At 74.7% G+C, this 21,069-nt stretch carries 21 protein-coding genes and 2 pseudogenes; 16 read left to right on the top strand and 7 right to left on the bottom strand.

Going from position 1 to position 21,069, the window contains the following annotated elements:
* The first annotated feature begins 47 nt into the window (after nucleotides 1-47).
* Together ACTWM8_RS27970 and rraA are read left to right on the top strand one after the other, a co-directional pair.
* Entirely contained in the window at nucleotides 48-1,241 is a 1,194-nt protein-coding gene (locus tag ACTWM8_RS27970) for an MFS transporter (protein WP_446211545.1), read from the top strand.
* Nucleotides 1,235-1,717: a ribonuclease E activity regulator RraA gene (gene rraA / locus ACTWM8_RS27965; protein WP_154941680.1), complete on the top strand. Its 483-nt coding sequence runs from the start codon at nucleotides 1,235-1,237 to the stop codon at nucleotides 1,715-1,717. Before ACTWM8_RS27970 ends, rraA begins: the two co-directional genes overlap by 7 nt.
* Before the next feature lie 9 nt (nucleotides 1,718-1,726).
* Here the strand turns inward: rraA and ACTWM8_RS27960 are convergent, their stop codons facing one another.
* Complete coding sequence (locus ACTWM8_RS27960; protein ID WP_446211544.1) at nucleotides 1,727-2,536, bottom strand: hypothetical protein; 810 nt, start codon at nucleotides 2,534-2,536, stop codon at nucleotides 1,727-1,729.
* 74 nt (nucleotides 2,537-2,610) lie between these two features.
* Here ACTWM8_RS27960 and ACTWM8_RS27955 point away from each other — a divergent pair, with 74 nt between their 5' ends.
* The gene (locus ACTWM8_RS27955) at nucleotides 2,611-3,555 is read left to right on the top strand and encodes a Ppx/GppA phosphatase family protein (protein ID WP_446211543.1); all 945 of its coding nucleotides are present in this window, start codon (nucleotides 2,611-2,613) and stop codon (nucleotides 3,553-3,555) included.
* Between the two features lie 76 nt (nucleotides 3,556-3,631).
* Nucleotides 3,632-4,438: a sugar phosphate isomerase/epimerase family protein gene (locus tag ACTWM8_RS27950; protein WP_377605773.1), complete on the top strand. Its 807-nt coding sequence runs from the start codon at nucleotides 3,632-3,634 to the stop codon at nucleotides 4,436-4,438.
* Nucleotides 4,439-4,566: 128 nt separating this feature from the next.
* Here ACTWM8_RS27950 and ACTWM8_RS27945 read toward each other — a convergent pair whose 3' ends face one another.
* From ACTWM8_RS27945 to ACTWM8_RS27935, 3 genes are read right to left on the bottom strand one after another with little or no spacing between them, the layout of a single operon-like run.
* Complete coding sequence (locus ACTWM8_RS27945; RefSeq protein WP_179801997.1) at nucleotides 4,567-5,145, bottom strand: CGNR zinc finger domain-containing protein; 579 nt, start codon at nucleotides 5,143-5,145, stop codon at nucleotides 4,567-4,569.
* A 19-nt stretch (nucleotides 5,146-5,164) separates the two neighbouring features.
* Nucleotides 5,165-6,331 (bottom strand): glutathionylspermidine synthase family protein, encoded by a 1,167-nt coding sequence (locus tag ACTWM8_RS27940; RefSeq protein WP_446211542.1) that lies wholly within the window; start codon nucleotides 6,329-6,331, stop codon nucleotides 5,165-5,167.
* A 1-nt stretch (nucleotide 6,332) separates the two neighbouring features.
* Nucleotides 6,333-6,611, bottom strand: coding sequence for a hypothetical protein (locus ACTWM8_RS27935; protein ID WP_446211541.1), 279 nt, complete (start codon nucleotides 6,609-6,611; stop codon nucleotides 6,333-6,335).
* Between the two features lie 141 nt (nucleotides 6,612-6,752).
* Here ACTWM8_RS27935 and ACTWM8_RS27930 point away from each other — a divergent pair, with 141 nt between their 5' ends.
* A complete protein-coding gene (locus tag ACTWM8_RS27930) occupies nucleotides 6,753-7,673 on the top strand; it encodes a proline dehydrogenase family protein (RefSeq protein WP_446211540.1) in 921 nt (306 codons plus the stop codon).
* Between the two features lies 1 nt (nucleotide 7,674).
* Here the strand turns inward: ACTWM8_RS27930 and ACTWM8_RS27925 are convergent.
* Nucleotides 7,675-7,923 (bottom strand): annotated as a pseudogene (locus tag ACTWM8_RS27925) (VOC family protein); the annotation flags it as partial.
* An 88-nt stretch (nucleotides 7,924-8,011) separates the two neighbouring features.
* Here ACTWM8_RS27925 and ACTWM8_RS27920 point away from each other — a divergent pair.
* The 11 genes and pseudogenes from ACTWM8_RS27920 (at nucleotide 8,012) to ACTWM8_RS27870 (ending at nucleotide 18,897) form a co-directional block, all read left to right on the top strand.
* Nucleotides 8,012-8,803 (top strand): alpha/beta fold hydrolase, encoded by a 792-nt coding sequence (locus tag ACTWM8_RS27920; protein ID WP_446211539.1) that lies wholly within the window; start codon nucleotides 8,012-8,014, stop codon nucleotides 8,801-8,803.
* Nucleotides 8,796-9,362, top strand: a complete 567-nt coding sequence (locus ACTWM8_RS27915; protein WP_446211538.1) for a TetR/AcrR family transcriptional regulator — start codon at nucleotides 8,796-8,798, stop codon at nucleotides 9,360-9,362. The genes ACTWM8_RS27920 and ACTWM8_RS27915 overlap by 8 nt, the downstream gene beginning before the upstream one ends.
* Complete coding sequence (locus ACTWM8_RS27910) at nucleotides 9,362-9,697, top strand: YrdB family protein (RefSeq protein WP_446211537.1); 336 nt, start codon at nucleotides 9,362-9,364, stop codon at nucleotides 9,695-9,697. The genes ACTWM8_RS27915 and ACTWM8_RS27910 overlap by 1 nt, the downstream gene beginning before the upstream one ends.
* Before the next feature lie 500 nt (nucleotides 9,698-10,197).
* Nucleotides 10,198-11,895: a hypothetical protein gene (locus tag ACTWM8_RS27905; protein ID WP_446211536.1), complete on the top strand. Its 1,698-nt coding sequence runs from the start codon at nucleotides 10,198-10,200 to the stop codon at nucleotides 11,893-11,895.
* 93 nt (nucleotides 11,896-11,988) lie between these two features.
* On the top strand, nucleotides 11,989-13,368 hold the full coding sequence (locus ACTWM8_RS27900; RefSeq protein WP_446211535.1) for an efflux RND transporter periplasmic adaptor subunit: 1,380 nt from the start codon (nucleotides 11,989-11,991) through the stop codon (nucleotides 13,366-13,368).
* Nucleotides 13,369-13,458: 90 nt separating this feature from the next.
* Nucleotides 13,459-14,295, top strand: a pseudogene (locus ACTWM8_RS27895) (ABC transporter ATP-binding protein); the annotation flags it as partial.
* Nucleotides 14,296-14,498: 203 nt separating this feature from the next.
* On the top strand, nucleotides 14,499-15,683 hold the full coding sequence (locus ACTWM8_RS27890) for an ABC transporter permease (RefSeq protein WP_446211534.1): 1,185 nt from the start codon (nucleotides 14,499-14,501) through the stop codon (nucleotides 15,681-15,683).
* A 256-nt stretch (nucleotides 15,684-15,939) separates the two neighbouring features.
* Nucleotides 15,940-16,149, top strand: a complete 210-nt coding sequence (locus ACTWM8_RS27885) for a helix-turn-helix domain-containing protein (protein ID WP_088960133.1) — start codon at nucleotides 15,940-15,942, stop codon at nucleotides 16,147-16,149.
* A gap of 94 nt (nucleotides 16,150-16,243) precedes the next feature.
* Entirely contained in the window at nucleotides 16,244-16,471 is a 228-nt protein-coding gene (locus ACTWM8_RS27880; protein ID WP_446211533.1) for a 30S ribosomal protein bS22, read from the top strand.
* 120 nt (nucleotides 16,472-16,591) lie between these two features.
* Entirely contained in the window at nucleotides 16,592-17,665 is a 1,074-nt protein-coding gene (locus tag ACTWM8_RS27875) for an NAD-dependent epimerase/dehydratase family protein (protein ID WP_377605797.1), read from the top strand.
* A gap of 359 nt (nucleotides 17,666-18,024) precedes the next feature.
* The gene (locus ACTWM8_RS27870; RefSeq protein ID WP_446214701.1) at nucleotides 18,025-18,897 is read left to right on the top strand and encodes a lysophospholipid acyltransferase family protein; all 873 of its coding nucleotides are present in this window, start codon (nucleotides 18,025-18,027) and stop codon (nucleotides 18,895-18,897) included.
* A 114-nt stretch (nucleotides 18,898-19,011) separates the two neighbouring features.
* Here the strand turns inward: ACTWM8_RS27870 and ACTWM8_RS27865 are convergent, their stop codons facing one another.
* Nucleotides 19,012-19,887: an HAD family hydrolase gene (locus tag ACTWM8_RS27865; RefSeq protein WP_446211532.1), complete on the bottom strand. Its 876-nt coding sequence runs from the start codon at nucleotides 19,885-19,887 to the stop codon at nucleotides 19,012-19,014.
* Nucleotides 19,888-19,988: 101 nt separating this feature from the next.
* Nucleotides 19,989-20,861 carry a DUF5667 domain-containing protein gene (locus tag ACTWM8_RS27860; protein ID WP_446211531.1) on the bottom strand — a complete coding sequence of 291 codons (873 nt, stop codon included), beginning with the start codon at nucleotides 20,859-20,861 and terminating at the stop codon, nucleotides 19,989-19,991.
* Nucleotides 20,862-21,069 lie beyond the last annotated feature (208 nt).

Raw genomic sequence — 21,069 nt, 5'->3', positions numbered from 1 at the left:
GGATGTCGCGCGTCGCGCACGGGGATCCCGGGCTGACCGGGGTCCCCGTGCGTACCCAGACGGGCCTGCTGCTCGCGCACACCATCGTGGTGCAGGCGGTCACCTTCATGCTCCGCCCGGCGTCCGCGTACCAGGCCCTGGACCTGGACGTGCCGGCGGCCTGGCTCGGCGTGCTCGGGGCCAGCTTCGCCGTCGTGCCGCTGGTGCTGGCGGTCCCCTCCGGCCACGCGGTCGACCGGTTCGGCGAGCGCCGCATCGTGCTGGCCGGGTCGGGCCTGCTCGCCGCCGCCGGCGCCTGCTTCGTGCTCTTCGCCGACTCGGTCGCCGGCCTGGTCGTGGCCAGCATGGTGCTCGGCACCGGCCACCTCTGCGCGGTGGTGGGCCAGCAGGCGCTGGTCGCCAACCGCACCCCGGCGGACCGGTACGACGCGGCCTTCGGCTACTACACCTTCGCCGCCTCGCTCGGCCAGGCGTTGGGACCCGGCCTGATCGTGGTCTTCGGCGGGGACCGCCCGATCCCGGACACCGGGGCGATCTTCCTCGGCGCCACCGCGCTCACCCTGCCACTGCTGGTCGCCGCCGCGTTCCTCCGCCCCTCGGCGCACCACCGGCAGGCGGCGGGACCGGCCGCCGGCGGACTGGCCGGCCTGCTCCGCCAGCCCGGACTGGTGCGCGCCCTCGCGGTCAGCTGCGTCGTCCTGGCGGCGGTCGACATCACCCTGGTCTACCTGCCCGCCCTCGGTGCCGAGCGGGGCATCGCCGCCGGCTCGATCGGCGTACTGCTGGGGTTGCGGGCGGTCGCGTCGATGGCCTCGCGGCTGCTGCTGGGCCGGCTGGTCGCCGCCGTCGGCCGGCGCCGGCTGCTGGTCGGCACCGTCGCCCTCTCCGCCGCCGGTGTCGGGCTGCTGCTGCCGCCCCTGCCGCTCTGGGCGATGGCGGTGGTGGTCACGGTCTCCGGGCTGGGCCTGGGCGCCGGGCAACCGCTGACCATGTCGTTCCTGGCCGAGTCCGCCCCGCCCGGGTTGCGCGGCCGGGCGATGTCCCTGCGCCTCACCGGCAACCGGCTCGGCCAGGTCGTCATCCCGAGCGCCGCCGGCGCGCTCGCCGCCGGCGCCGGGGCGGCGGGCGTGCTCGCCTGCACCGCCGCCGGCCTGGCCGGCGCGGCCGTCGCCGCGACCGGACTGCACCAGGGCCCGCCCCCCGATCCGACACCCCGACCAGAGAGGGAAGAACCATGCTGACTCCGACCGCCGACCTCTACGACCGGTACGGCGACGTGCTCGGCTCGTGCGACACCCAGCTACGCCAGTTCGGCGCCGCCCGCGCCTTCGCCGGGCCGGCCGTCACGGTGCGCTGCTTCGAGGACAACGCCCTGCTCAAGTCGATCGTCGCCGAGCCGGGGGAGGGCCGGGTGCTGGTCGTGGACGGCGGCGGATCGGTGCACACCGCCCTGATGGGCGACCTGATCGCCGGCACCGCGGCAGCGAACGGGTGGGCGGGGGTGGTGATCAACGGCGCGGTCCGGGACGTCACCGCGCTGGCCGCCCTGCCGATCGGCATCAAGGCGCTCGGCGCCAATCCGCGCAAGAGCGCGAAGGCGGGAGCCGGCGAGCGGGACGTGCCGGTGTCGTTCGGCAACTGCGTCTTCACGCCGGGAGCCGAGGTGCACAGCGACGACGACGGGGTGGTCGTCCTGCCGGCCGACGCGCGGGAGTAGCTTCGGCGGTCAGCCTTCGCTGGCCGGGTGCGGGGCGACCTGGCCCTGGCGCAGCCGCGCCCCGCACAAGTCCGCCAGCTTCGAATACGCGGGCGCGCCGATCAGCGCGGTCAGCTCCGGGCCGTACGAGACGTACATCGGCTCGGTGCCGACGTGGGCGTCGGTGGACGAGGTGCACCACCAGTCCAGGTCGTGCCCGCCCGCGCCCCAGCCCCGCCGGTCGAACTCGGTCAGCGTGGAGACCAGCACCTTGGTGTTGTCGGGTCGCTTGGTCCAGTCCTGCTCGCGGCGGATCGGCAGCTGCCAGCAGACGTCCGGCTTGTATTCCAGCGGGTGCACCCCGTCGCGCAGCGCCTGACCGTGCAGGGCGCAGCCGCCACCGCCGGGGAAGTCCGCGTCGTTGAGGAACACGCACGGCGCGTCCACGTCCCGGGTGGCGGTGCGCCGGGCCGGGTTCTTGCCGTCGATCGTGTCCTCCGCGGTCCAGTTCTTGACGCCCCTGCGGAAGTGCTGCCAGGTCTGCGGGGTGAGTCGCTTGACCGCCGCCCGGACCCGCTTCTCGTCGTCGCCGTCGGTGAAGAACGCGCCGTGCGAGCAGCAGCCGTCGGTGGCCCGGCCGGCGATGATGCCGTGGCAGCCCTTGCCGAAGATGCACGTCCAGCGGGACAACAGCCAGGTCAGGTCGGCGCGGACGAGGTGCCGCTCGTCGGCCGGGTCGACGAACTCGATCCACTCGCGGGGGAAGTCCAGCTCCACCTCACGGCTGCGCGGGTCGTCCGGGTCGTCCACCAGTACGTGCAGTTCCACCTGGCTCGTCACCCGGACCAGCGTACGCGGGGTGACCGGGGCCGGCCGGCGAGCCGCGGAAACGTGTTGGCCCTAGGGTCGACAGCATGCGACTGGGTGTCCTCGACGTCGGTTCCAACACGGTGCACCTGCTGGTGGTCGACGCCCACCACGGGGCGCACCCCTGGCCGGCGCACTCGGAGAAGGTGGTGCTCCGGCTGGCCGAGCAGATCGGCCCGGACGGGGCGTTGACCGAGGAGGGCGCCGACGGGCTGGTCAAGGCGGTCGGCATGGCGCGTACCGCCGCCGCCGGGCTGGCCGCCGACGACCTGCTCGCCTTCGCCACCTCCGCGGTGCGCGACGCCACCAACGCCGCCGAGGTGCTGGCCCGGGTCCGCGACGAGACCGGCGTACGGCTGGAGGTGCTCTCCGGCGCCGACGAGGCGCGGATGACCTTCCTGGCGGTGCGGCGGTGGTTCGGCTGGTCGGCGGGGCGGCTGCTGGTGATGGACATCGGCGGCGGCTCGCTGGAGCTGGCGGCCGGCATCGACGAGGACCCGGACGTCGCGGTCTCCCTGCCGCTCGGGGCCGGGCGGTTGAGTCGGGAGCGGCTGCGGGTGGACCCGGCCGGGCAGGTGCCGCCGTCCGCCGAGGCCGTGGAGGAGCTGCGGGAGTACGTCGACGGGCTGCTCGACCCGGTGGTGGAGAAGCTCGCCGGGGTGGGCTGGGAGCGCCCCGTCGCCACCTCCAAGACCTTCCGGATGCTGGCCCGGCTGGCTGGCGCGGCGCCGTCCGGGGCCGGGCTCTGGGCCCGGCGCAGTCTCACCCGCACCGGCCTGCAGCAGGTGCTCGGCTTCATCCGGCACATCCCGCCGGCCCAGCTGGCCGAGCTGGAGGGGGTCAGCACGGGTCGGGCCCACCAGCTGCTCGGCGGTGCGGTGGTGGCCGAGGCGGTGATGCGTCGTTTGGACGTCCCGTCGCTGGACATCTGCCCGTGGGCGCTGCGCGAGGGCGTCATCCTCCGCCGGTTGGATCAGCTGGAGCCGATGTGATCCGCGTCGGTCGTTCTGCGTCATTTGACGCCGCTCGTCCTGAAGCGTGGTGACCGGTCGGGCTACCCTGAGGGGCGTGACTTCCCGCGTCCCCGTGCTCCTGTCCAGTTCCTCGGTCTTCCCTGAGCGGACCGCGGCGGCGTTCCAACTCGCCGCGGCGCTCGGCTACGACGGCGTCGAGGTGATGGTCTGGACCGACGCCGTCAGCCAGGACGTCGGTGCGCTGCGCGGCCTCTCCGAGCACTACGGCGTGCCGGTCCTGTCGGTGCACGCGCCGTGCCTGCTGGTGACCCAGCGGGTGTGGAGCCCCGACCCCTGGGAGCGGCTGCGCCGCTCGGCCGAGATGGCCGCCACCCTGGGCGCGCCGGTCGTGGTGGTGCACCCGCCGTTCACCTGGCAGCGGGACTACGCCCGCAACTTCGCCGAGGGGCTCGACGCGATCGCCGGCGAGTACCCGGACCTGCGCTTCCCGGTGGAGAACATGTACCCGGTGCGGATGGCCGGCCGGCAGTTCGTGCCGTACGTGCCGGGCTGGGATCCGACCGAGGCCGGGTACGCCTCGTACACCCTCGACCTGTCGCACTGCGCCGCCTCGCACACCGACTCGCTGGCGATGGCCGACCGGATGGGCGACCGGCTGGCACACGTGCACCTCGGCGACGGCACCGGCGAGGGGCGCGACGAGCACCTGGTGCCCGGGCGCGGCAGCCAGCCCTGCGCGGAGCTGCTGCGCTCACTGGCCGGCCGGGGCTTCACCGGCTCGGTGGCCGTCGAGGTCACCACCCGGGGCGCGAAGAGCCGCGCCGACCGCGAGGCCGACCTCCGCGAGGCCCTCGCCTTCGCCCGCGCCCACCTCACCGCCCCCTCCCCGGTAGACGCCTGACCGGCTCCCGGCCCCGGGCTTCTCCCCGTCGATCATGAAGTTGTCGCCCGCCGCCTCGGCGTGTCGGGGCAACAACTTCATGATCGACTGCGCGGCCGCGTGGCCACGCGGCCGGGTGGTCGGGTGGGTCAGGGGACGGGGGTGAGGGAGTCGGCCTGGGTGGGGACGGGGAGCTGCTGCTCGCCGACCGCGGCGCGCTTGCGGGCGCGGTGGGCGGCCACGTGGGAGCGGGTCGCGCAGCGCTCCGAGCAGAACCGGCGGCAGCAGTTGGACGAGGTGTCCAGGTAGACGTTGCCGCAGCGCTCGTCCGCGCAGACCCCGAACCGGGCGCTGCCGTACTCGCAGAGCCAGACCGACAGCCCCCAGACCGCGCCGGCCAGGTACTCCGCGCTGACCGACGCGCCCCGGCTGGTCACGTGCATGTGCCAGTCGCTGGAGTCGTGGCCGGAGATCCGCGGCTGCACGGGGAACGCCTCCAGCAGGGCGTTCAGCTCGGCCACCGCCTGGACGTCCCGCCCGGAGGTGCCGAACTCGAACACGTCGCGCAGGCGCTTCTGCGCCCGCCGGAAAATCGCCAGGTCCCGTTCGGCGACCTCGTCGCGCATCCACGCGTTGTCGTCCGGGAAGAGGGCCCGCAGGTCGTCGAGGTCGTCCAGGCGGGCGTTGACGAGGTCAACGCCGGTCCGGGCGTACGCGTCGAAGTTCACGACACCAACGGTAGACGACTCACGGGGCGCGCGGCGCGTCGATGTAGTGCGGCAGGAACCGCGCGTAACCGTCCGTGATGAGGCTCTCGCTCTCCCGCACGCCGACGCCGGCCGACTCGCCGTCGACGATCCAGCTCCCCAGCACCGTACGGTTGCCGGCGAAGTCCGGCAGCGCCCTGAACTCCTGGTAGCAGAAGCCCTCGTCGCCGTAGTCGCCCGGATTGGTGATCTCGGCGTCGCCGGTGACGATCCGCACCGAGGCGCCCTCCCGGCCGAGCAGCGGCTTCGCCACGTACTCCGGCATTCCGCGCGGCGAGTCCAGGTACGCCGGCAGCAGGTACTCGTGCCCCGGGTACAGCTCCCAGAGCACGGCGAGCAGCGCCTTGTTGGACAGCAGCAGCTTCCAGGCCGGCTCGATCCAGGTGGTCGGGGTGCCCGGCTCCAGCGCCGCCGGCCCGTACGGCTCGGCGAGCATCCACTCCCACGGGTAGAGCTTGAAGCAGGTCGTCAGCGGTCGGTCGTCGGCGTCGACGAAGCGCCGGCCGTCCCAGCCGACGTGCTGGATCGGCAGCAGCGTGACGTCCAGTCCGGCCTGGCGGGCGGTCTCCGCCAGGTACCCGGCGGTGATCTGGTCCTCGCCCGACTCCTCCTCGTTCGACCAGGTCACGTGCACCCGTCGGTCGTGCAGGCCGGCGCCGATCTTGGCCCAGGCGCCCACCAGCCGCTCGTGCAGGCTGTTCCACTGGTCGGCGTCCGGGTGCGTCTGCTCCAGCCAGTACCACTGGATGATGCTCGCCTCGACCAGTGCGGTGGGGGTGTCGGCGTTGTACTCCAGCAGCTTCGGCGGCCAACTGCCGTCGTAGGCGAGGTCGAAGCGGCCGTAGAGGGTCGGCGGCCGCTCGCGCAGCGACCGGGCGACCGCCTCGGCGGCCCAGGCCGGGATGCCGAACTCGGCGTACCGGCCGCGGGCGACGACGTGCTCGGCCGCGGCCACCGACATCCGGTGCAGCTCCTCGGTGGCCTCCTCCAGCCGCAGCACCTCGGTCAGGTCGAAGGCGTACGCCGCCGTCTCGTCCCAGTACGACATGGTCCCGCCGTCGGGCAGCTCGGTGTCGACGTACACCAGGCCCTGCTCGCGGATGGTGGCGTCCCAGTCCGGGCGGGGGGTGGCCGCCTCGCGCCGCACCTCAGCCGCCGCAGGAGGCGAGGTGGGTGCCGAAGCCGCCGCGCTCGGGCAGGGCCGCGGCGACCGGCCGGGGCTCGGCGGCGGCGGTGCCGGTGGTGACCGCCGGTACCCGCATCGCCAGCGCGACCGTGTCCCCGCCGCCGGCCGGACCCAGGGCGCAGTCGTCGTCATCATCGTCGTCGGAGGTCATGTTGCAGCCGGAGAGGGCGAGCGCCAGGGCGGTGAGCGCGCCCAGCTGCACGGAGGCCGACCGGAGCCGGCGGCGGGGGTGTCCATCCACGGCATCGTTGTAGCTGATCGACGCCACTTCCGTCGCCCCCCGGACGGTGCTCGTGATGCCATTGGGACGACTGTCACGGGGCGTCGCGGCGGCTCGGCCGCCCCCCGACGAAGCGCGGTGCACGGGCGTTACGCTCGGCTCATGCTCCGTTCCGTCATCCTCGCCGCCTCCCGGTCATCCCAGGTCGAGCGGCTCATCGCGACGGCCCCGTTCACCCGGGACGTCGTCCGCCGGTTCGTCGCCGGCGCCGGCACCGACGACGCGTTGCGCGCGACCCGCGAACTCGTCGCCGACGGCCTCGCGGTCACCATCGACAACCTCGGCGAGGACACCGTCACTCCCGAGCAGGCCAACGCCACCCGCGACGAGTACCTCAAGCTGCTGAAGCTGCTCTCCGCCGCTGGGCTCACCCCGCCCGCCGAGGTCAGCGTGAAGCTCTCCGCCCTGGGCCAGAAGTTCGACGAGCAGCTGGCGTACGACAACGCCCGGGCGATCTGCCTGGCGGCCGACGAGGTGGGCACCACGGTCACCCTCGACATGGAGGACCACACCACCACCGACTCGACCCTGAGCGTGCTGGCCAACCTGCGCAAGGACTTCCCGTCGACCGGTGCGGTGCTCCAGGCGTACCTGCGGCGGACCGAGTCGGACTGCCGCGAGCTGGCCGGCGCCGGGTCCCGGGTACGGCTCTGCAAGGGCGCGTACAAGGAGCCGGAGTCGGTGGCGTACCAGTCGGCCCGTGAGGTGGACAAGTCCTACGTCCGCTGCCTGAACGTGCTCATGTCCGGGGACGGCTACCCGATGCTGGCCACCCACGACCCGCGCCTGATCGCCATCGGCGAGGACCGGGCCCGCTGGTTCGACCGCGGCCCGGACCGCTTCGAGTTCCAGATGCTGTACGGCATCCGGCCGGAGGAGCAGGCCCGGCTGGTCGGCGAGGGCTACACCGTGCGGACCTACCTGCCCTACGGCGAGGACTGGTACGGCTACCTGATGCGCCGGCTCGCCGAGCGCCCCGCGAACCTGGTGTTCTTCGGCCGGGCCCTGGTCTCCAAGAAGTGACTCAGGCGTTCGACCAGCCCCGGGTGCTCAGCACCAGCCGGTAGCCGTCCGGATCGGCCACCGTCACCCCCCAGCGGTCCCAGTACGGGCCGGCGGAGACTCTCGTCCCGCCGGCCCGTTCCAGTCTCGTGACCAGGTCCGCCTCGACCGGCCCGTCCAGGTAGAGCACGAACAGGTCCTCCTCTGTCGGGCGCGGCTCGACCACTAGGTGCTCCCCGCCGACCAGCTCCAGGTGCCAGGCTTCCCGTCGACGTCATGCGGTGATCATCGGAGCTGTACCGGACTTCAGGTCAAGTCCGCCGTTGACAGATTAGGCTAATGCACTTAGCTTTAAAGCTATGAGCATTAGCCAGGTGGAGCGGGACGGCGGCACCATCGCGTACGAGGTGCACGGCGAGGGACCCCTGGTGGTCCTCGCGCACGGCATGGGGGAGAACCGGCGATCCTTCCGCCACCTGATCCCGCTGCTCGTCGCGGCCGGCTACCGGGTGGCCTCGGTGGACGTCCGGGGGCACGGCGACTCCAGCGCCCACTGGCCGTCGTACGCCCCGGCCGAGGTCGGCTCGGACCTGCTGGCCGTGGTGCGTACCCTCGGCGGCCCGGCCACCCTGGTCGGCAGCTCGTCCAGCGCGGCGGCCGTCGTCTTCGCCGCCGGGGACGCGCCCGAGCTGGTCAACGGCATCGTGCAGATCGGCGCGTTCGTCGCCCAGCCCAGGCCCAACCCGGCGATGCGGGTCGCCCAGGCGGCGGTGCTGCGCAGTCCCCGGCTGTTCGGCATGTTCCACCGGACGCTCTTCCCCTGTGGCCGGCCCGCCGACGACGCCGCGTACCGCAAGGAGCTGGTCGCCGGCCTGCGCGGCCGGATGGCGGCGGTCCGCGGTGTGGTCGCGCCGGTCGCCTGGCACTGGACGGCCCGGGCGGCCGACGTGCGGCAGCCGGTGCTGGTGCTGATGGGCGCGAAGGATCCCGACTTCGCCGATCCGGGGGGCGAGGCGCGCGCCGCCCGCCGCCTCTTCGTCACCGCCGAAGCCCGCATGATCGCCGATTCCGGCCACTACCCGCACGCCGACCAGCCGGCGGCCACCGCTGCCCAGCTCGTCGAGTTCCTGGCGGTGACCACGCGTGCCTAGGGCCGGGCTCACCCCGTCGACGGTGGTCCGCGAGGCGGCCCGCCTCGCCGACGAGGTCGGTTACGAGCGGCTGACCCTGGCCGCGCTCGCCGGCCGGCTCGGCGTCGCGCTGCCCAGCCTCTACAAGCACGTCAAGGGTGCCGACGCGTTGAGCCAGAAGCTGGCCGCGCTGGCCGTCGACGAACTCGCCGACGCGATGACCTCGGCCGCCGCCGGGCGCGCCGGGGCGGACGCGCTGCGGGCGGTCGCCACCGCCTGGCGCGACTACGCCCGCCGGCACCCCGGCCGCTACCCGGCGGCGCAGCGGGTGCCCGACCCGGCCGACCCCGAGCACGTCGCCGCCGGCCGGCGGGCCCTCGACACCGTCTACGCGATCCTGCGCGGCTACGGCCTGACCGGTGACGCCGCGGTCGACGCCGCACGCCTGTTCCGCAGCGCCGTGCACGGCTTCGTCACCCTGGAGGCGGCCGGTGGCTTCGGCCTGCCCCGAGGCATCGACCGGTCCTTCGACCAGCTGGTGGCCGCGTTGGACACCGCGTACCGGGACTGGAGGTCCTGATGAGGCTCGTGCTGCTGACGATCGCCTTCCTGGTGGAGGTGGCGATGCTCGTGGCCGCCGGCTGGTGGGGCTTCACCCTCGACGCGGGCCTGGCCGTCCGGCTGCTCGCCGGGCTCGGCGCGCCGCTGCTGATCGCGCTGGTCTGGGGCGTCTTCTGCTCGCCCCGGGCCCGGGTCCGGCTCGCCCCGCCGGCCAAGTACGCCGTCCAGGCTGCCTGCTTCCTCGCCGCCGGCGTGCTGCTCGCCCTCGCCGGCCACCCGTTGCTGGCGGTGGGTCTGGTCGCCCTCTGGGCCGTGGACCGGGCGCTGCTCAGCCACGGCGGTCACCCGGCCTGACCGGCCCCGGTCGCCTGCTCGGGCCGCCCGGGTAGCCCGTGGTCCTCCCTCCCGGTGGTGGCTGCTGGTGGGCCCGATCCCGGCGCCTGCCGGGGTGAACCGCTGACGGGACCGCTGGTGGTGGCTCCCGTGGGCGGCCCGTCCACGGCACCCCACCTGCAGTGGTCGCGCCCTTTCGATCTGATGTCGTAGACGATTCGGGCCACCCCTGACGCGCGTGTGGCTGTCGTCCCGAGGCCGGCCGGGCGACGGCCCGTCTCTGCCAGACGCAGAGACGACGTCTGTCGCCACCGCCACCGGGGTCGGGCGTTCCGTGAGTCGTTCACGTCATCAGCTCGATAGGCGAGTAGCCACCCCCTTCCGACGCCGCCCCGGTCACCGTCCGTGCAGGCCACCGTCCTGCGGCAGGAGGTTCGTGCCGCGTGTGCAGGCCCGCCGGCATGCTGCCGGCGCGCGGGCGGCTCTGGCCGGATCGCCCCGATTGGTCGTACCCTTCGCCGGTGACCGACGGGCATGACGAGCCGCGCCTCACCGACGGGGTGGACGAGTCGCGCCTTACTGACGGGGACGAGTCGCGCCCGGTTGCCGGCGACGAGTCGCGCCCGACTGGCCGGGTGGATCAGCCGCACCCAACGGACCGGGTGGACGAGCCACGCCGAGCCGACCGGATGGACGAGCCGTGCCCGGTCGAAGAGTCACGCCGGGCCGACGGGATGGACGAACTGCGCGCGGCCGATGGCGGCGGGCCGCGCCCGGTCGACGGGGTCGACGAGCCGCGCCCGGCCGACGGCGGCGGGCCGCGCCCGGTCGACGGGGTCGACGACCCCCGCCCGGCCGGCCGGGTCGACGAGCCGCGCCCGACCGACGGAGTGGACGAGCCGCGCCCGACCAGCGGGATCGACCAGCCGCGCCCGACCGCCGGGGTGGGCGAGCCGCGTTCACGCCGCCGCTGGCCGCTCTGGGCGGCGGTCGCGGTGGTGCTGGCGCTGGTGGGCTGCGGGGTGCCGGCGGCGCTGCTGGCCGGCCTGGTCGACCGCACCGCCGAGCGCGCCACGGTGGACCGCCCCGCCACCCGCACGCCAGACCCGGCCACGGCGGCCGCCCGCCGGGTGGGCGACCAGCTCTCCGCCCAGCTCGCCCGGCAGGCCAGCGCCCTGCTCGGCGGGGACCGGCGCGGCTTCCTCGCCGTAGCGGACCCCGCCGCCCGCGCCGACCTGGGCCGCCGCTTCGCCGCACTGCGCGCGCTCCGGGTGACGGTGTGGCGGGCCGAGCCGTCCGGGCTGCCCACCCCGGTCGCCGGGCAGGCGGGGCAGTGGCGGCAACTGGTCACCTTCCGGTACTGCTTTCTCGTGCCGGACTGCGCGCCCAGCCCGGTCCTGATCGGCACCCGCTGGCGGGAGACCGGCGGCGCGCCGCTGCTGGTCGCCGTCGAGGAGTCCCGCTCCGCGCAGGCCGGGGTCCGACCCTGGGAGGTCAGCGACCTGGTCGTCGCCGTCGGCCCGCGCACCATGGTGGCCACCACCCCGGCGTTTCGCGGGAAGCTGCCCGGCCTGCTCGCCGAGGCCGAGTCCGCGGCGACGGTCGCCGACCGGTACGCGGTCGCCGGCCCACCGCCGGACCGCTACCGGATCTTCTACGCCGGCGGCCCCGAGTGGCGACGCTGGTACGGCGGCGGCCGACCGAAGTGGACCGCCGGGTACGCGGTCACCATCGGCGGCGGCCACCACGAGGTGGTGCTCAACGCCGACGGGCTGACCGCCACCGCCACCGGTGAGCTGCTGCGGCACGAGCTGACCCACGCCGCCTCGCTGCCGGCGCGGGGCTACCCGGGCAAGCAGACCTGGTGGCTGGTGGAGGGGCTGGCCGAGTACGCCGGTGCCGACGGGGCACCGGTGAGCCGCTACGAGGGGCTGGACGAGGCCGGGCAGCTCGTCGCCGGCGGGTGGAACGGCCGGCTGGACGCCCTGACCCCGGCCGACGCCGCCCCGGCCGACCGGGTCGGCGGCAGCTACGGCGTCGGCTACCTGGCCGTCCGCCACCTCGTCGACCGGTACGGCGAGCGGCAGGTGCTCGACTTCTTCCGGGCCGTGGTGCACGACCGGCGGTCGCTGGACGACGCGTCCGAGCAGGTCCTCGGCGACCCGTGGACCGCCCTGCACGACGAGTGCGTCGCCTACGTCCGGGCGACCGTCCGATGACAGCGGACCGACTCGTCGCCAGGTGGACGCGGTCCGCCCGGTAGGCCGGTCGCGCCGCTCGGCGTCGTATCGACGCCGGGCTAAGGTTGGCCCGTGCGCCGCCCCGATTCGCCGCGGCCCCCCGTAGCCACGCGGCCCCGCCTGCTCACCGCCCTGCTCGCCGTCGTCGTCCTCACCGGCACCACCGCCGCCTCCTGCGGGGACGACGAGTCCACCGTCGCGCTGGCCCCGGCCAGCCGGGCCGCCGTCGCCGAGGTGATCGACGCTCCGGCCACCGTGACCGCCCGCGCCGCGGCCACCCTCACCGCACCCGCCGACGGCACCGTCAGCAGTCTGCGGGTTCAGCCCGGCCAGCGGGTCAGGCGTGGTCAGGTGCTCGCCGTGATCAGCTCCCCGTCCGCCCAGGAGCGCCTCCGTCAAGCCCGCGACGCCCTGCGGGCCGCCGAACGGGCCGGCCGGGGCGTCGGCGTGGGCGACCTGGGCACCCGCCGTCGCGGCACCGACAAGGCCGCCGACGAGGCGTTCGACGCCGCCCGGGACGCCGCCGGGAAGATCGCCGACCAGAAGGTTCGGGACGCGCTGCTAGCCCAGGTGACCTCCGCCCAGCAGCAGTACGCCGCCGCGGCGCGCACCGCCGACCAGGCCGTCCGCTCGGTGCAGCGGGGCGTCGCCGGACTCAACTCGGCGGTCGGCGCGCTGTCGGCCGCGCAACGGCTCCAGGCCCGGCAGGCGTACGACCTGGCGAAGGCGACCGTCGACGCGCTGACCCTGCGCGCCCCGATCGGGGGAGTCGTGCAGCCCGGCGGCCCTCCCGCCGGCGGCGGCACCGACCTGTCCGCCCTCCTCGGCGGCGGGCAGGTGCCCGCCGGGATCGACCCGTCGGCGCTCACCCCGTCCCGCGCCGGGCCGCCGCCGGGCGTGGACGACGCGGTGGTCGCCGGCGGCCGGGTCACCGCCGGCACGCCCGTGCTGACCATCGTGGACACCGGCGCGCTCGGCCTGCTCGCCGAGGTCGACGAGACCGACGTGCTGCTGGTCCGCCCCGGCCTGGTCGCCGACGTCGAACTGGACGCGGTCACCGGCGCCAGCTACGACGCCACGGTCCGCTCGGTCGACGTGCTGCCCACCAGCTCCGCCCGGGGCGGGGTCACCTACCGGGTGCGGCTCTCGCTCGGCGCGGGCCGGCTCGGCGAGGGCGAGGCCGCCCCGGCGCCCCGCCCCGGCATGAACGCCGTGGTGCACCTGCGGGTACGCGAGGCCGCCGACGCGGTCACCGTTCCCGCCTCGGCGGTGTTCTCCGCCGACGGCCGGGACGCCGTCTGGCTGGTTCGCGACGGCCGGGCGGGCCGGGCGCCGGTGACGGTGGGCGTGCAGGGGCAGGACCTGGTGCAGATCCTCGACGGGGTGCAGGCCGGCGACCGCGTCGTGGTGCGCGGCGCCGACCAGGTCCAGGACGGCCAGGAGGTCCGGTGAGCGCGAGGAGTGAGCCGGCTCTGCGAGCCCCGCAGTCGCGAACGAAGGTGACCCGGTGAGCGCGCCGAGTGCGCCGACGGGGGAGTGTCGGTGAGCGGTCCGGCGGCGATCGAGGCGGTGGACGTCTCCCGGACGTACCAGCTCGACGGTGTCTCCGTGCCGGCGCTGCGCGGCGTCTCGCTGACCGTGGCGCCGGGGGACTACGTGGCCGTGGTCGGGCCGTCCGGCTCCGGCAAGTCGACCCTGATGCACCTGCTCGGCGGGCTGGACCAGCCCACCGGCGGTCGACTGGTGATTGGCGGCCGGGACGTCGGCGCTCTCTCCGCGCCGGAGCTGGCGACGCTGCGCAACGAGACCATCGGCTTCGTCTTCCAGGCGTTCCACCTGCTGCCGCGGACGTCGGCGGTGGACAACGTGGCGCTGCCGCTGGTCTACCGCGGCGTCGGGGCCCGGCAGCGGCGCGAGCGGGCGGCCGCGATGCTCGGCCGGGTCGGCCTGGGGCACCGGCTGGACCACCGTCCCAACCAGCTCTCGGGCGGTGAGCAGCAGCGGGTGGCGATCGCCCGGGCGTTGGTCACCGACCCGACGGTGCTGCTCGCCGACGAGCCGACCGGCAACCTGGACACGGTGACCGGCCAGGCGGTGCTGGCCCTGCTGGAGCAGCTCAACGCCGAGTCCGGAGTGGCGCTGGTGATGGTGACCCACGACAACGAGGTGGCGGCCCGGGCCCGACGGCGGATCGCGATGCGCGACGGGGTGGTGGTGTCGGACACCGCCTCGACCGTTCATGATCGACCGGCGTCCGGGCCCGTGACGGCACCTGACACACTGGTGGACGCTCCCAGCGCGGAGCCCCGGTCCGCGTCCGGAAGCGGCCCGGGGCACCCGTCCGGTGGCTCCGGTGGCGCCACCGGAGCCACCGGACGCCTTCCGCGCGATCCGGCGGCCGACCCGCGTACCCCCGAAGTGGCCGGACCGGGTTCCGAGGTGGACGCCGCCGACCGGCCAGGACCGGACGCGGACCCCGGGGCCGGACCAGGATCCGGCGCGGACGCTGCGGCCCGGGGGACCTCCCGAGTGGACGCGGTCGGGACGGACCGCGCGGGCGACGAGCGGGCCGGCGGGGCGTCGTGAGGCTCGCCGAGGCGTGGCGGGTGGCGCTGGACGCGCTGCGGGCCAACCGGATGCGCAGCGCGCTGACCATGCTCGGCGTGATCATCGGCGTGGCGTCCGTGGTGCTGCTGGTCGCCATCGGCACCGGTACGAAGCAGAAGGTCGAACAGCAGGTCGAGGGGCTCGGCTCCAACCTGCTGCTGGTGGTACCCGGCCGGATCGACGTGGGCACCGCGCCGGTGGTCTCCCCGCTGACCCTCTCCGACGTCGACGCGGTCGCCCGGGTGGTCGGCGATCCCAGCCGGGTCGCGGTCACCATCGCCTCCGGCGCGACGGCCCGGGCCGGCAACCGCTCCGACTTCACCACCGTGCAGGGGGTGCTGGAGACCACCCCGACGGTCTTCACCCGCTCGCTCGCCCGGGGTCGCTACCTGACCGGCGCCGACGTGGACACCAGCCGCCGGGTGGCGGTGCTCGGCGACTCGGTGGCCCGCGCGCTCTTTCCCGACCGGGATCCGCTCGGCCAGCAGGTCGCGCTCGCCGGCGTCCGGTTCCGGGTGATCGGGGTGTTCGCGCCGCTCGGGCAGAGCCTCGGCGTCGACCGGGACGACGAGGTGCACGTGCCGGTCACCGCGGCCCAGCGACTCTGGGGCACCCAGCGGGTGGACGGCATCGCGGTCAAGGCCCCGGACCGGGAGCGGATCGGCGAGCTGGGCGACCGGATCGTCGCCGAGCTGTCCCGCCGGCACCCGGACACCGAGTTCAGCGCGGTCACCCAGCAGCAGATCCTCGGCGTGCTCGGCGACATCCTCGGGGTGCTCACCGGCGTGCTCGCCGCCATCGCCGGTATCTCGCTGCTCGTCGGCGGGGTGGGCGTCTCCAACATCATGCTGGTCTCGGTGCGCGAACGGACCCGGGAGATCGGCCTGCGCAAGGCCGTCGGCGCGCGCCCCCGCGACATCGGGGTGCAGTTCCTGCTAGAGGCGGTGCTGCTCACCGCGATCGGCGGGCTGACCGGGATGGCGATCGGCGTGGGCACCGCGCTGCTGGTGGACGCCCTGTCGCCGATCCCGGCCGCGATCACCTGGTGGTCGCTGGCGCTGGCGTTCGGGGTGTCGGCGGCGGTGGGCATCGTCTTCGGGGTGGTGCCGGCGCAGCGGGCCGGCCGGCTCGACCCGGTGGTCGCGCTGCGCGCCGAATGAGCCCGCCCGCATCGCCGTTGCGGGCCTCGCGGGGCCGGTGCCGCCACCGGTCCCGGGAACGGGACGCTGAGCGCAGGCAGGGGCGAAACGGCAGGTCACGGTCGGGTGAACGGCGATCCGGGCATGATCAGTTGTACGAAGGGATCGCGCCGGTCACAGCGGCCCCGCTACCGTACTGGTAACACGCGCGTTGCCGGCCCGGACGGAAGCTCCGGTCGCTCGGTACGCGCCGGGCATGGGATGGGTCGGGTGAGCCATGGCCGGGTCGCAGTCCGACGGTCGGCTGTCGGATGTCAAGTTCCTCACCGTCGCCGAGGTGGCGTCGGTCATGCGGGTGTCCAAGATGACGGTCTACCGCCTGGTGCACAGCGGTGAGCTCACCGCGGTCCGGGTCGGCCGGTCGTTCCGGGTGCCGGAGCACGCGGTGCACGACTATCTCCGGGGCGCGTTTCAGGAAACCGCCTGACCCCTCGCCGGGCGGTGCGCCGACTGCGACGTAACGGGCATCGACGGGGGCGCGTTGGTCCTGCTGACGCGCTCCGGCTACCCTGGAGCCGATCGTGACCCTCGCCGGTGAGCCCCGACGCCACCAGGCTGGTCCGGTCCGTTGTCCGCAAGCGGTCACCGGCGCCACCGAACGTGGCGCCACTCGTCCGCCCCGCACGTTTGCATTGAAAGGCTGTCGTATGGGCTCGGTGGTCAAGAAGCGCCGCAAGCGCATGGCTAAGAAGAAGCACCGCAAGCTGCTGCGCAAGACCCGCGTCCAGCGTCGCCGTCTCGGCAAGTGACCGGGGCCGGGCCACGGCCCGGCTTCCGGCACCACTTGCCAACTGTCGACCCTCGGAGGCTCAGGTGATCAGGCCGCGGACGTCCCGGCTCGGTCCCGTCTGCCGGTCAGGGCGTACGAGATGACCCCCGGTGGCACCTCAGGTGCTCCGGGGGTCGTCGTCGTGACCGGGGTCGGCCGCTATCTCGGCGCGCACGTCGCCGCCCGGCTCGCCGCCGACCCGCGCATCGAGCGGGTGATCGGCGTCGACCCGGCCACCCCCGGCCCCGAGTTCACCGACCTGCTCGACCGGGTCGAGCGGGTCCGGCTCGACCTCGGCTCGCTCAGCGGGCTCCTCGTCGACCTGGACGTCGACGCCGTGGTGCACCTCGCCCTGGTCAGCTCGCCCGACCCCCAGCACGGCGGCCGGGCGGCGATGAAGGAGCAGAACGTCATCGGCACCATGCAGCTGCTCGCCGCCTGCCAGCGGGCGCCGCGGCTGCGCAAGCTGGTGGTCCGCTCCTCCACGGCCGCGTACGGCGCGTCCTTCCGCGACCCGGCGGTCTTCACCGAGGAGACCGAGCCGCGCGAGGTGCCGCGCGGCGGTTTCGGCCGCGACATCCTCGACATCGAGGGGTACGTCCGCGGCTTCCGCCGCCGCCGTCCCGACGTGACCGCGACCGTGCTGCGCTTCGCGCCGTTCATCGGCTCCACCGCCGACACCACGCTCACCCGCTACTTCTCCCAGCCGGTGGTGCCCACCGTCTTCGGGCGCGACCCGCGGTTGCAGTTCGTGCACTTCGACGACGCCCTGGAGGTGCTGCACCGGTCCATCGCCGAGGAGCACCCGGGCACCTACAACGTCGCCGGGCCGGGGGTGCTCTCGCTCTCCCAGGCGATCCGCCGGGCCGGTCGGGTCGCCGTGCCGGTGCTGGAGCCGGGCCTGTCCGGGGCCGCCGCGCTCGCCCGCAACCTCGGCTTCGGCCGCTACGGCCTCGACCAGGTCGACCTCTTCGTGCACGGCCGGGTGGTCGACACCAGCCGGCTGGAGCGGGAGTACGGCTTCACCCCGCGCTCCACCGCCGCCGCGTTCGACGACTTCATCCGGGCCCACCACGGCGGCGTGGTGCTCACCCGGGACAGCCTGGCCACCGCCGAACAACTGGTGCTGGAGAGCATCCGCCAGGTCCGGTCGGCCGTCCGGGAGCGCTCGTGAGCCGGTCCGAGGAGCGGCCCGACGGCCGGTACGACGTACCGCTGACCGTGGCCGGGCCGGACGGTCAGCCGGCGCGGAGCAACGGGCACCGGCGCACCACGGCCGCCGCCGCACCGGAGCCGGCGGCCCTGGCCGAGCCGGACACCTCCGCCACCGACCAGCCCGTGCCGTCGGCCCGCGCGGGTGCGACCCCGTCCACCAGCGACGAGCCGGACGCCGGAACCGACCACCCGGACGCCGGGACCGACGAGCCTGGCACCGGGACCGACGAGCTGAACACCCGGGTCGACGAGCCGGCGACCGGGGCGCGGGACCGGTCCACCCCCGGCGACGAGGCCGGGCGGATCCCGGCGGACGCGCTGGCCGGGGCGGCGGTGCCGGACCGGCCGGGAGACCACTGGGACCGCAGGGTCGCCGGCGGCCTGGCCTTCCTGCGCCGGCGGCTCTCCGGCGAGTACGAGGTCGACGAGTTCGGCTTCGACCCGGACCTGACCGACTCCGTCTTCCACCCGCTGCTGCGCCTGCTCTACCGGGACTGGTTCCGCACCGAGGTCACCGGCCTGGAGAACGTGCCCGCCGACGGCGCCGGCCTGGTCGTCGGCAACCACTCCGGCACGGTGGCCCTGGACGCGCTGATCCTCTCCACCGCCCTGCACGACCAGCACCCGGCGCGCCGCTACCTGCGGCTGCTCGGCGCCGACCTGGTGTTCCGGATGCCGGTGGTCTCCGAGATCGCCCGCAAGACCGGCGGTACGGTCGCCTGCAACCCGGACGCGGAGCGGCTGCTCGGCAACGGTGAACTGGTCGGCGTCTTCCCCGAGGGCTTCAAGGGCATCGGCAAGCTCTACTCCGACCGTTACAAGCTGCAACGGTTCGGTCGGGGCGGTTTCGTCTCGGCGGCGCTGCGCACCGGCACCCCGATCGTGCCGGTCGCCATCGTCGGCGGCGAGGAGATCTACCCGATGCTCGCCGACATCAAGCCGCTCGCCCGGCTGCTGAAGCTCCCGTACTTCCCGGTCACGCCGACGTTTCCGTGGCTCGGGCCGCTGGGCATGGTGCCGCTGCCCAGCAAGTGGCTGATCGAGTTCTGCCCGCCGATCCCGACGGCGCACCTCACCGACTCCGCCGACGACCCGCTGGTCGTGTTCAACCTCGCCGACCAGGTCCGCGAAACGATCCAGCAGACCCTGCACAAACTCCTGGAACGCCGCCCCGACCCCTTCGGCCCCTGACTCACCCCGCACTTACAGAGAAAGCGTGGCTATTCCTCGTCGGATAGCCACGCTTTCTCTGTAAGTGCGCGCTTCGTGGTGGGGCGGGTCGGGGTGGGCGCTTCGTGGTGGGGGTCAGGGGGTGCGGCGGCGGCGGTGCAGGGCCAGGCCGGCGCTGACCGCGCCGGCGAGCAGCCCGGCCGCGGCGGTCGACGGTACGGCGATCTTGACCGCCCGCCGCCCGGTGCGGAAGTCCCGCACCTCCCAGCCACGCTCGCGGGCCTGCCGCAGCAGCGTCCCGTCCGGGTTGATCGCGACCGCCCGCCCGACGGCGGTGAGCATCGGCAGGTCGTTGGCGGAGTCGCTGTAGGCGGCGCAGCGCGCCAGGTCCAGCCCCTCGACCGCGGCGAGCTGGGCGACCGCCTCCGCCTTGGCCGGCCCGTGCATCAGGTCGCCGACCAGCCGCCCGGTGTACGCGCCGTCGACCACCTCGGCCACCGTGCCGACCGCACCGGTCAGGCCGAGCCGGGTGGCGATCACCCGGCCGATCTCCACCGGGGCGGCACTGACCAGCCACACCCGCTCGCCGGCGTCGAGGTGCCGCTGCGCGAGCTGGCGGGTACCGGCCCAGATGCGCGGGGCCATCAGCTCGTCGAAGATCTCCTCGGCGAGGCGCTCGATCTCGTCCACCCGCCAGCCCTCGATGAAGGCCAGGGCGGCCTCCTTGGCCTGCGACATGTCGACGGCGTTCTCGGTGGCCAGCAGCCGGAACCGGGCCTGCTGCCAGGCGAACCGGGCCAGGTCCCCGGTGGTGAAGTACTTGCGGGCGGCCAGCCCACGGGCGAACCAGTAGATCGAGGCGCCCTGCATCATCGTGTTGTCCACGTCGAAGAAGGCCGCGGCGGTGGGGTCCGGCTCAGCGGGGACGGGCCGGTCGAGCTCGGCGTCGGCCCAGCCTGCGGTGTGCCCGTGGACGTCGGTGCTGACCGTGACCTTGCGGGTGCGGGCCATCCGACCTCCCTCCGTACGACGACCGCTGCACCCCTGAGCGTAGTCGGGGGTCGGTTACGGGCGGCCGTCCGAAGGTGCAACTGTGGCGTGAACGGCTCTGCTCAGCGGTCGCCCGGGCAGGTCGCCGGGGCCGGGCCGAGCGCGTCGCTGCCGACCGGCGCGGGCAGGCCGCAGGCGATGGCGGCGCGCAGCCCGTCGGAGCGCTTGCGGATCGCGTCCAGCAGGGCCAGCGAACGGCGGGTCCGGTCCCGCTCGGCGCGGCTGGCCCCGTCGAGCAGGCCCCCGACCGCCTTGCGCTGCCCGGTCACGAAGGTGTTCACCGCGTCCAGCCCGGCCGGGTCGGAGCGCTGGGCGGCGGTGGTGGTGAGCAGCCGTACGCCCTGGCGGGTGTCGGTGTCCATGTCGTCCAGCACCGCGCTGAACCCGGCCAGGTCGCCGCGGAGCGTGCCGGCCTCGTCCAGCCGGGTACGGGCGAAGTCGAGGAAGAGCTGGCCCCGGCTGAGGTCGGAGCTGGCCAGGGCGAGCTGGGCGCGTTCGGTGGAGCGCTTCATGCCGTACAGCGCGTCGCCGGGGACCGCGTCCTCGCTGGCGGCGGAGATGCCCGACACGGCGACGGCGCCGGCGGCGATGCCGACCAGGATGGCGCCCCGGGCGCGGATCTGGCGGGCGGTCACCGCGCCCAGCAGCGAGCCACGCGAAGCCGGCTCGGTCGTGCGGGCGGGTGTGGTCGCGGTCGCCGCGCCCATGCCCTCCCGCTCCGCGGTCGCCACCAGCATGGCGCGGAGCCCGGTGCGGAACTCCGCGTCGACCTCGACGTCCGGCCGCGCGGCGACGAGTCGCTGACCGACCCCCACCAGGGCGGTGAGCCGGTCGTCGGCACGGGACCGGACATGGTGACGCCGGCCGCCGTTCGCCTCGTCGAGAAGCTGGGCGAAACGTGCGGCCCGACGACGGGAGAAGAGGTCACTGTCCACCGCAGGCACCCCCTCTCGCTGGTCACGGCCGGTCGGCCGCGGTGGTTCCCAGCGACCGGCGGCGGCGTACGCCGACGGACGAAGGTGTTGGCCGGCCGCGCTGCTCCGGACCGGGTGGTCCGGGGGCGCCGGGGCAACCACCGGTCGCACCCGGAGAAACGGTCCGCGACGGGCACGGGTTACGGGCCGGCCGCTGCCGAAATCACGA

Source organism: Micromonospora sp. IBSANI012 (assembly GCF_052814045.1).
The sequence above is the reverse complement of the archived record's forward strand: the minus strand, read 5'-3'. Positions and strand labels throughout refer to the sequence as shown.

Excerpts from the sequence above, each read along its gene's own strand:
- rraA (WP_154941680.1), top strand. The coding sequence starts at position 1,235 with ATGCTGACTCCGACCGCCGACCTCTACGACCGGTACGGCGACGTGCTC.
- ACTWM8_RS27955 (WP_446211543.1), top strand. The coding sequence starts at position 2,611 with ATGCGACTGGGTGTCCTCGACGTCGGTTCCAACACGGTGCACCTGCTG.
- ACTWM8_RS27930 (WP_446211540.1), top strand. The coding sequence starts at position 6,753 with ATGCTCCGTTCCGTCATCCTCGCCGCCTCCCGGTCATCCCAGGTCGAG.
- ACTWM8_RS27920 (WP_446211539.1), top strand. The coding sequence starts at position 8,012 with ATGAGCATTAGCCAGGTGGAGCGGGACGGCGGCACCATCGCGTACGAG.
- ACTWM8_RS27910 (WP_446211537.1), top strand. The coding sequence starts at position 9,362 with ATGAGGCTCGTGCTGCTGACGATCGCCTTCCTGGTGGAGGTGGCGATG.
- ACTWM8_RS27885 (WP_088960133.1), top strand. The coding sequence starts at position 15,940 with ATGGCCGGGTCGCAGTCCGACGGTCGGCTGTCGGATGTCAAGTTCCTC.
- ACTWM8_RS27875 (WP_377605797.1), top strand. The coding sequence starts at position 16,592 with ATGACCCCCGGTGGCACCTCAGGTGCTCCGGGGGTCGTCGTCGTGACC.
- ACTWM8_RS27865 (WP_446211532.1), bottom strand. The coding sequence starts at position 19,887 with ATGGCCCGCACCCGCAAGGTCACGGTCAGCACCGACGTCCACGGGCAC.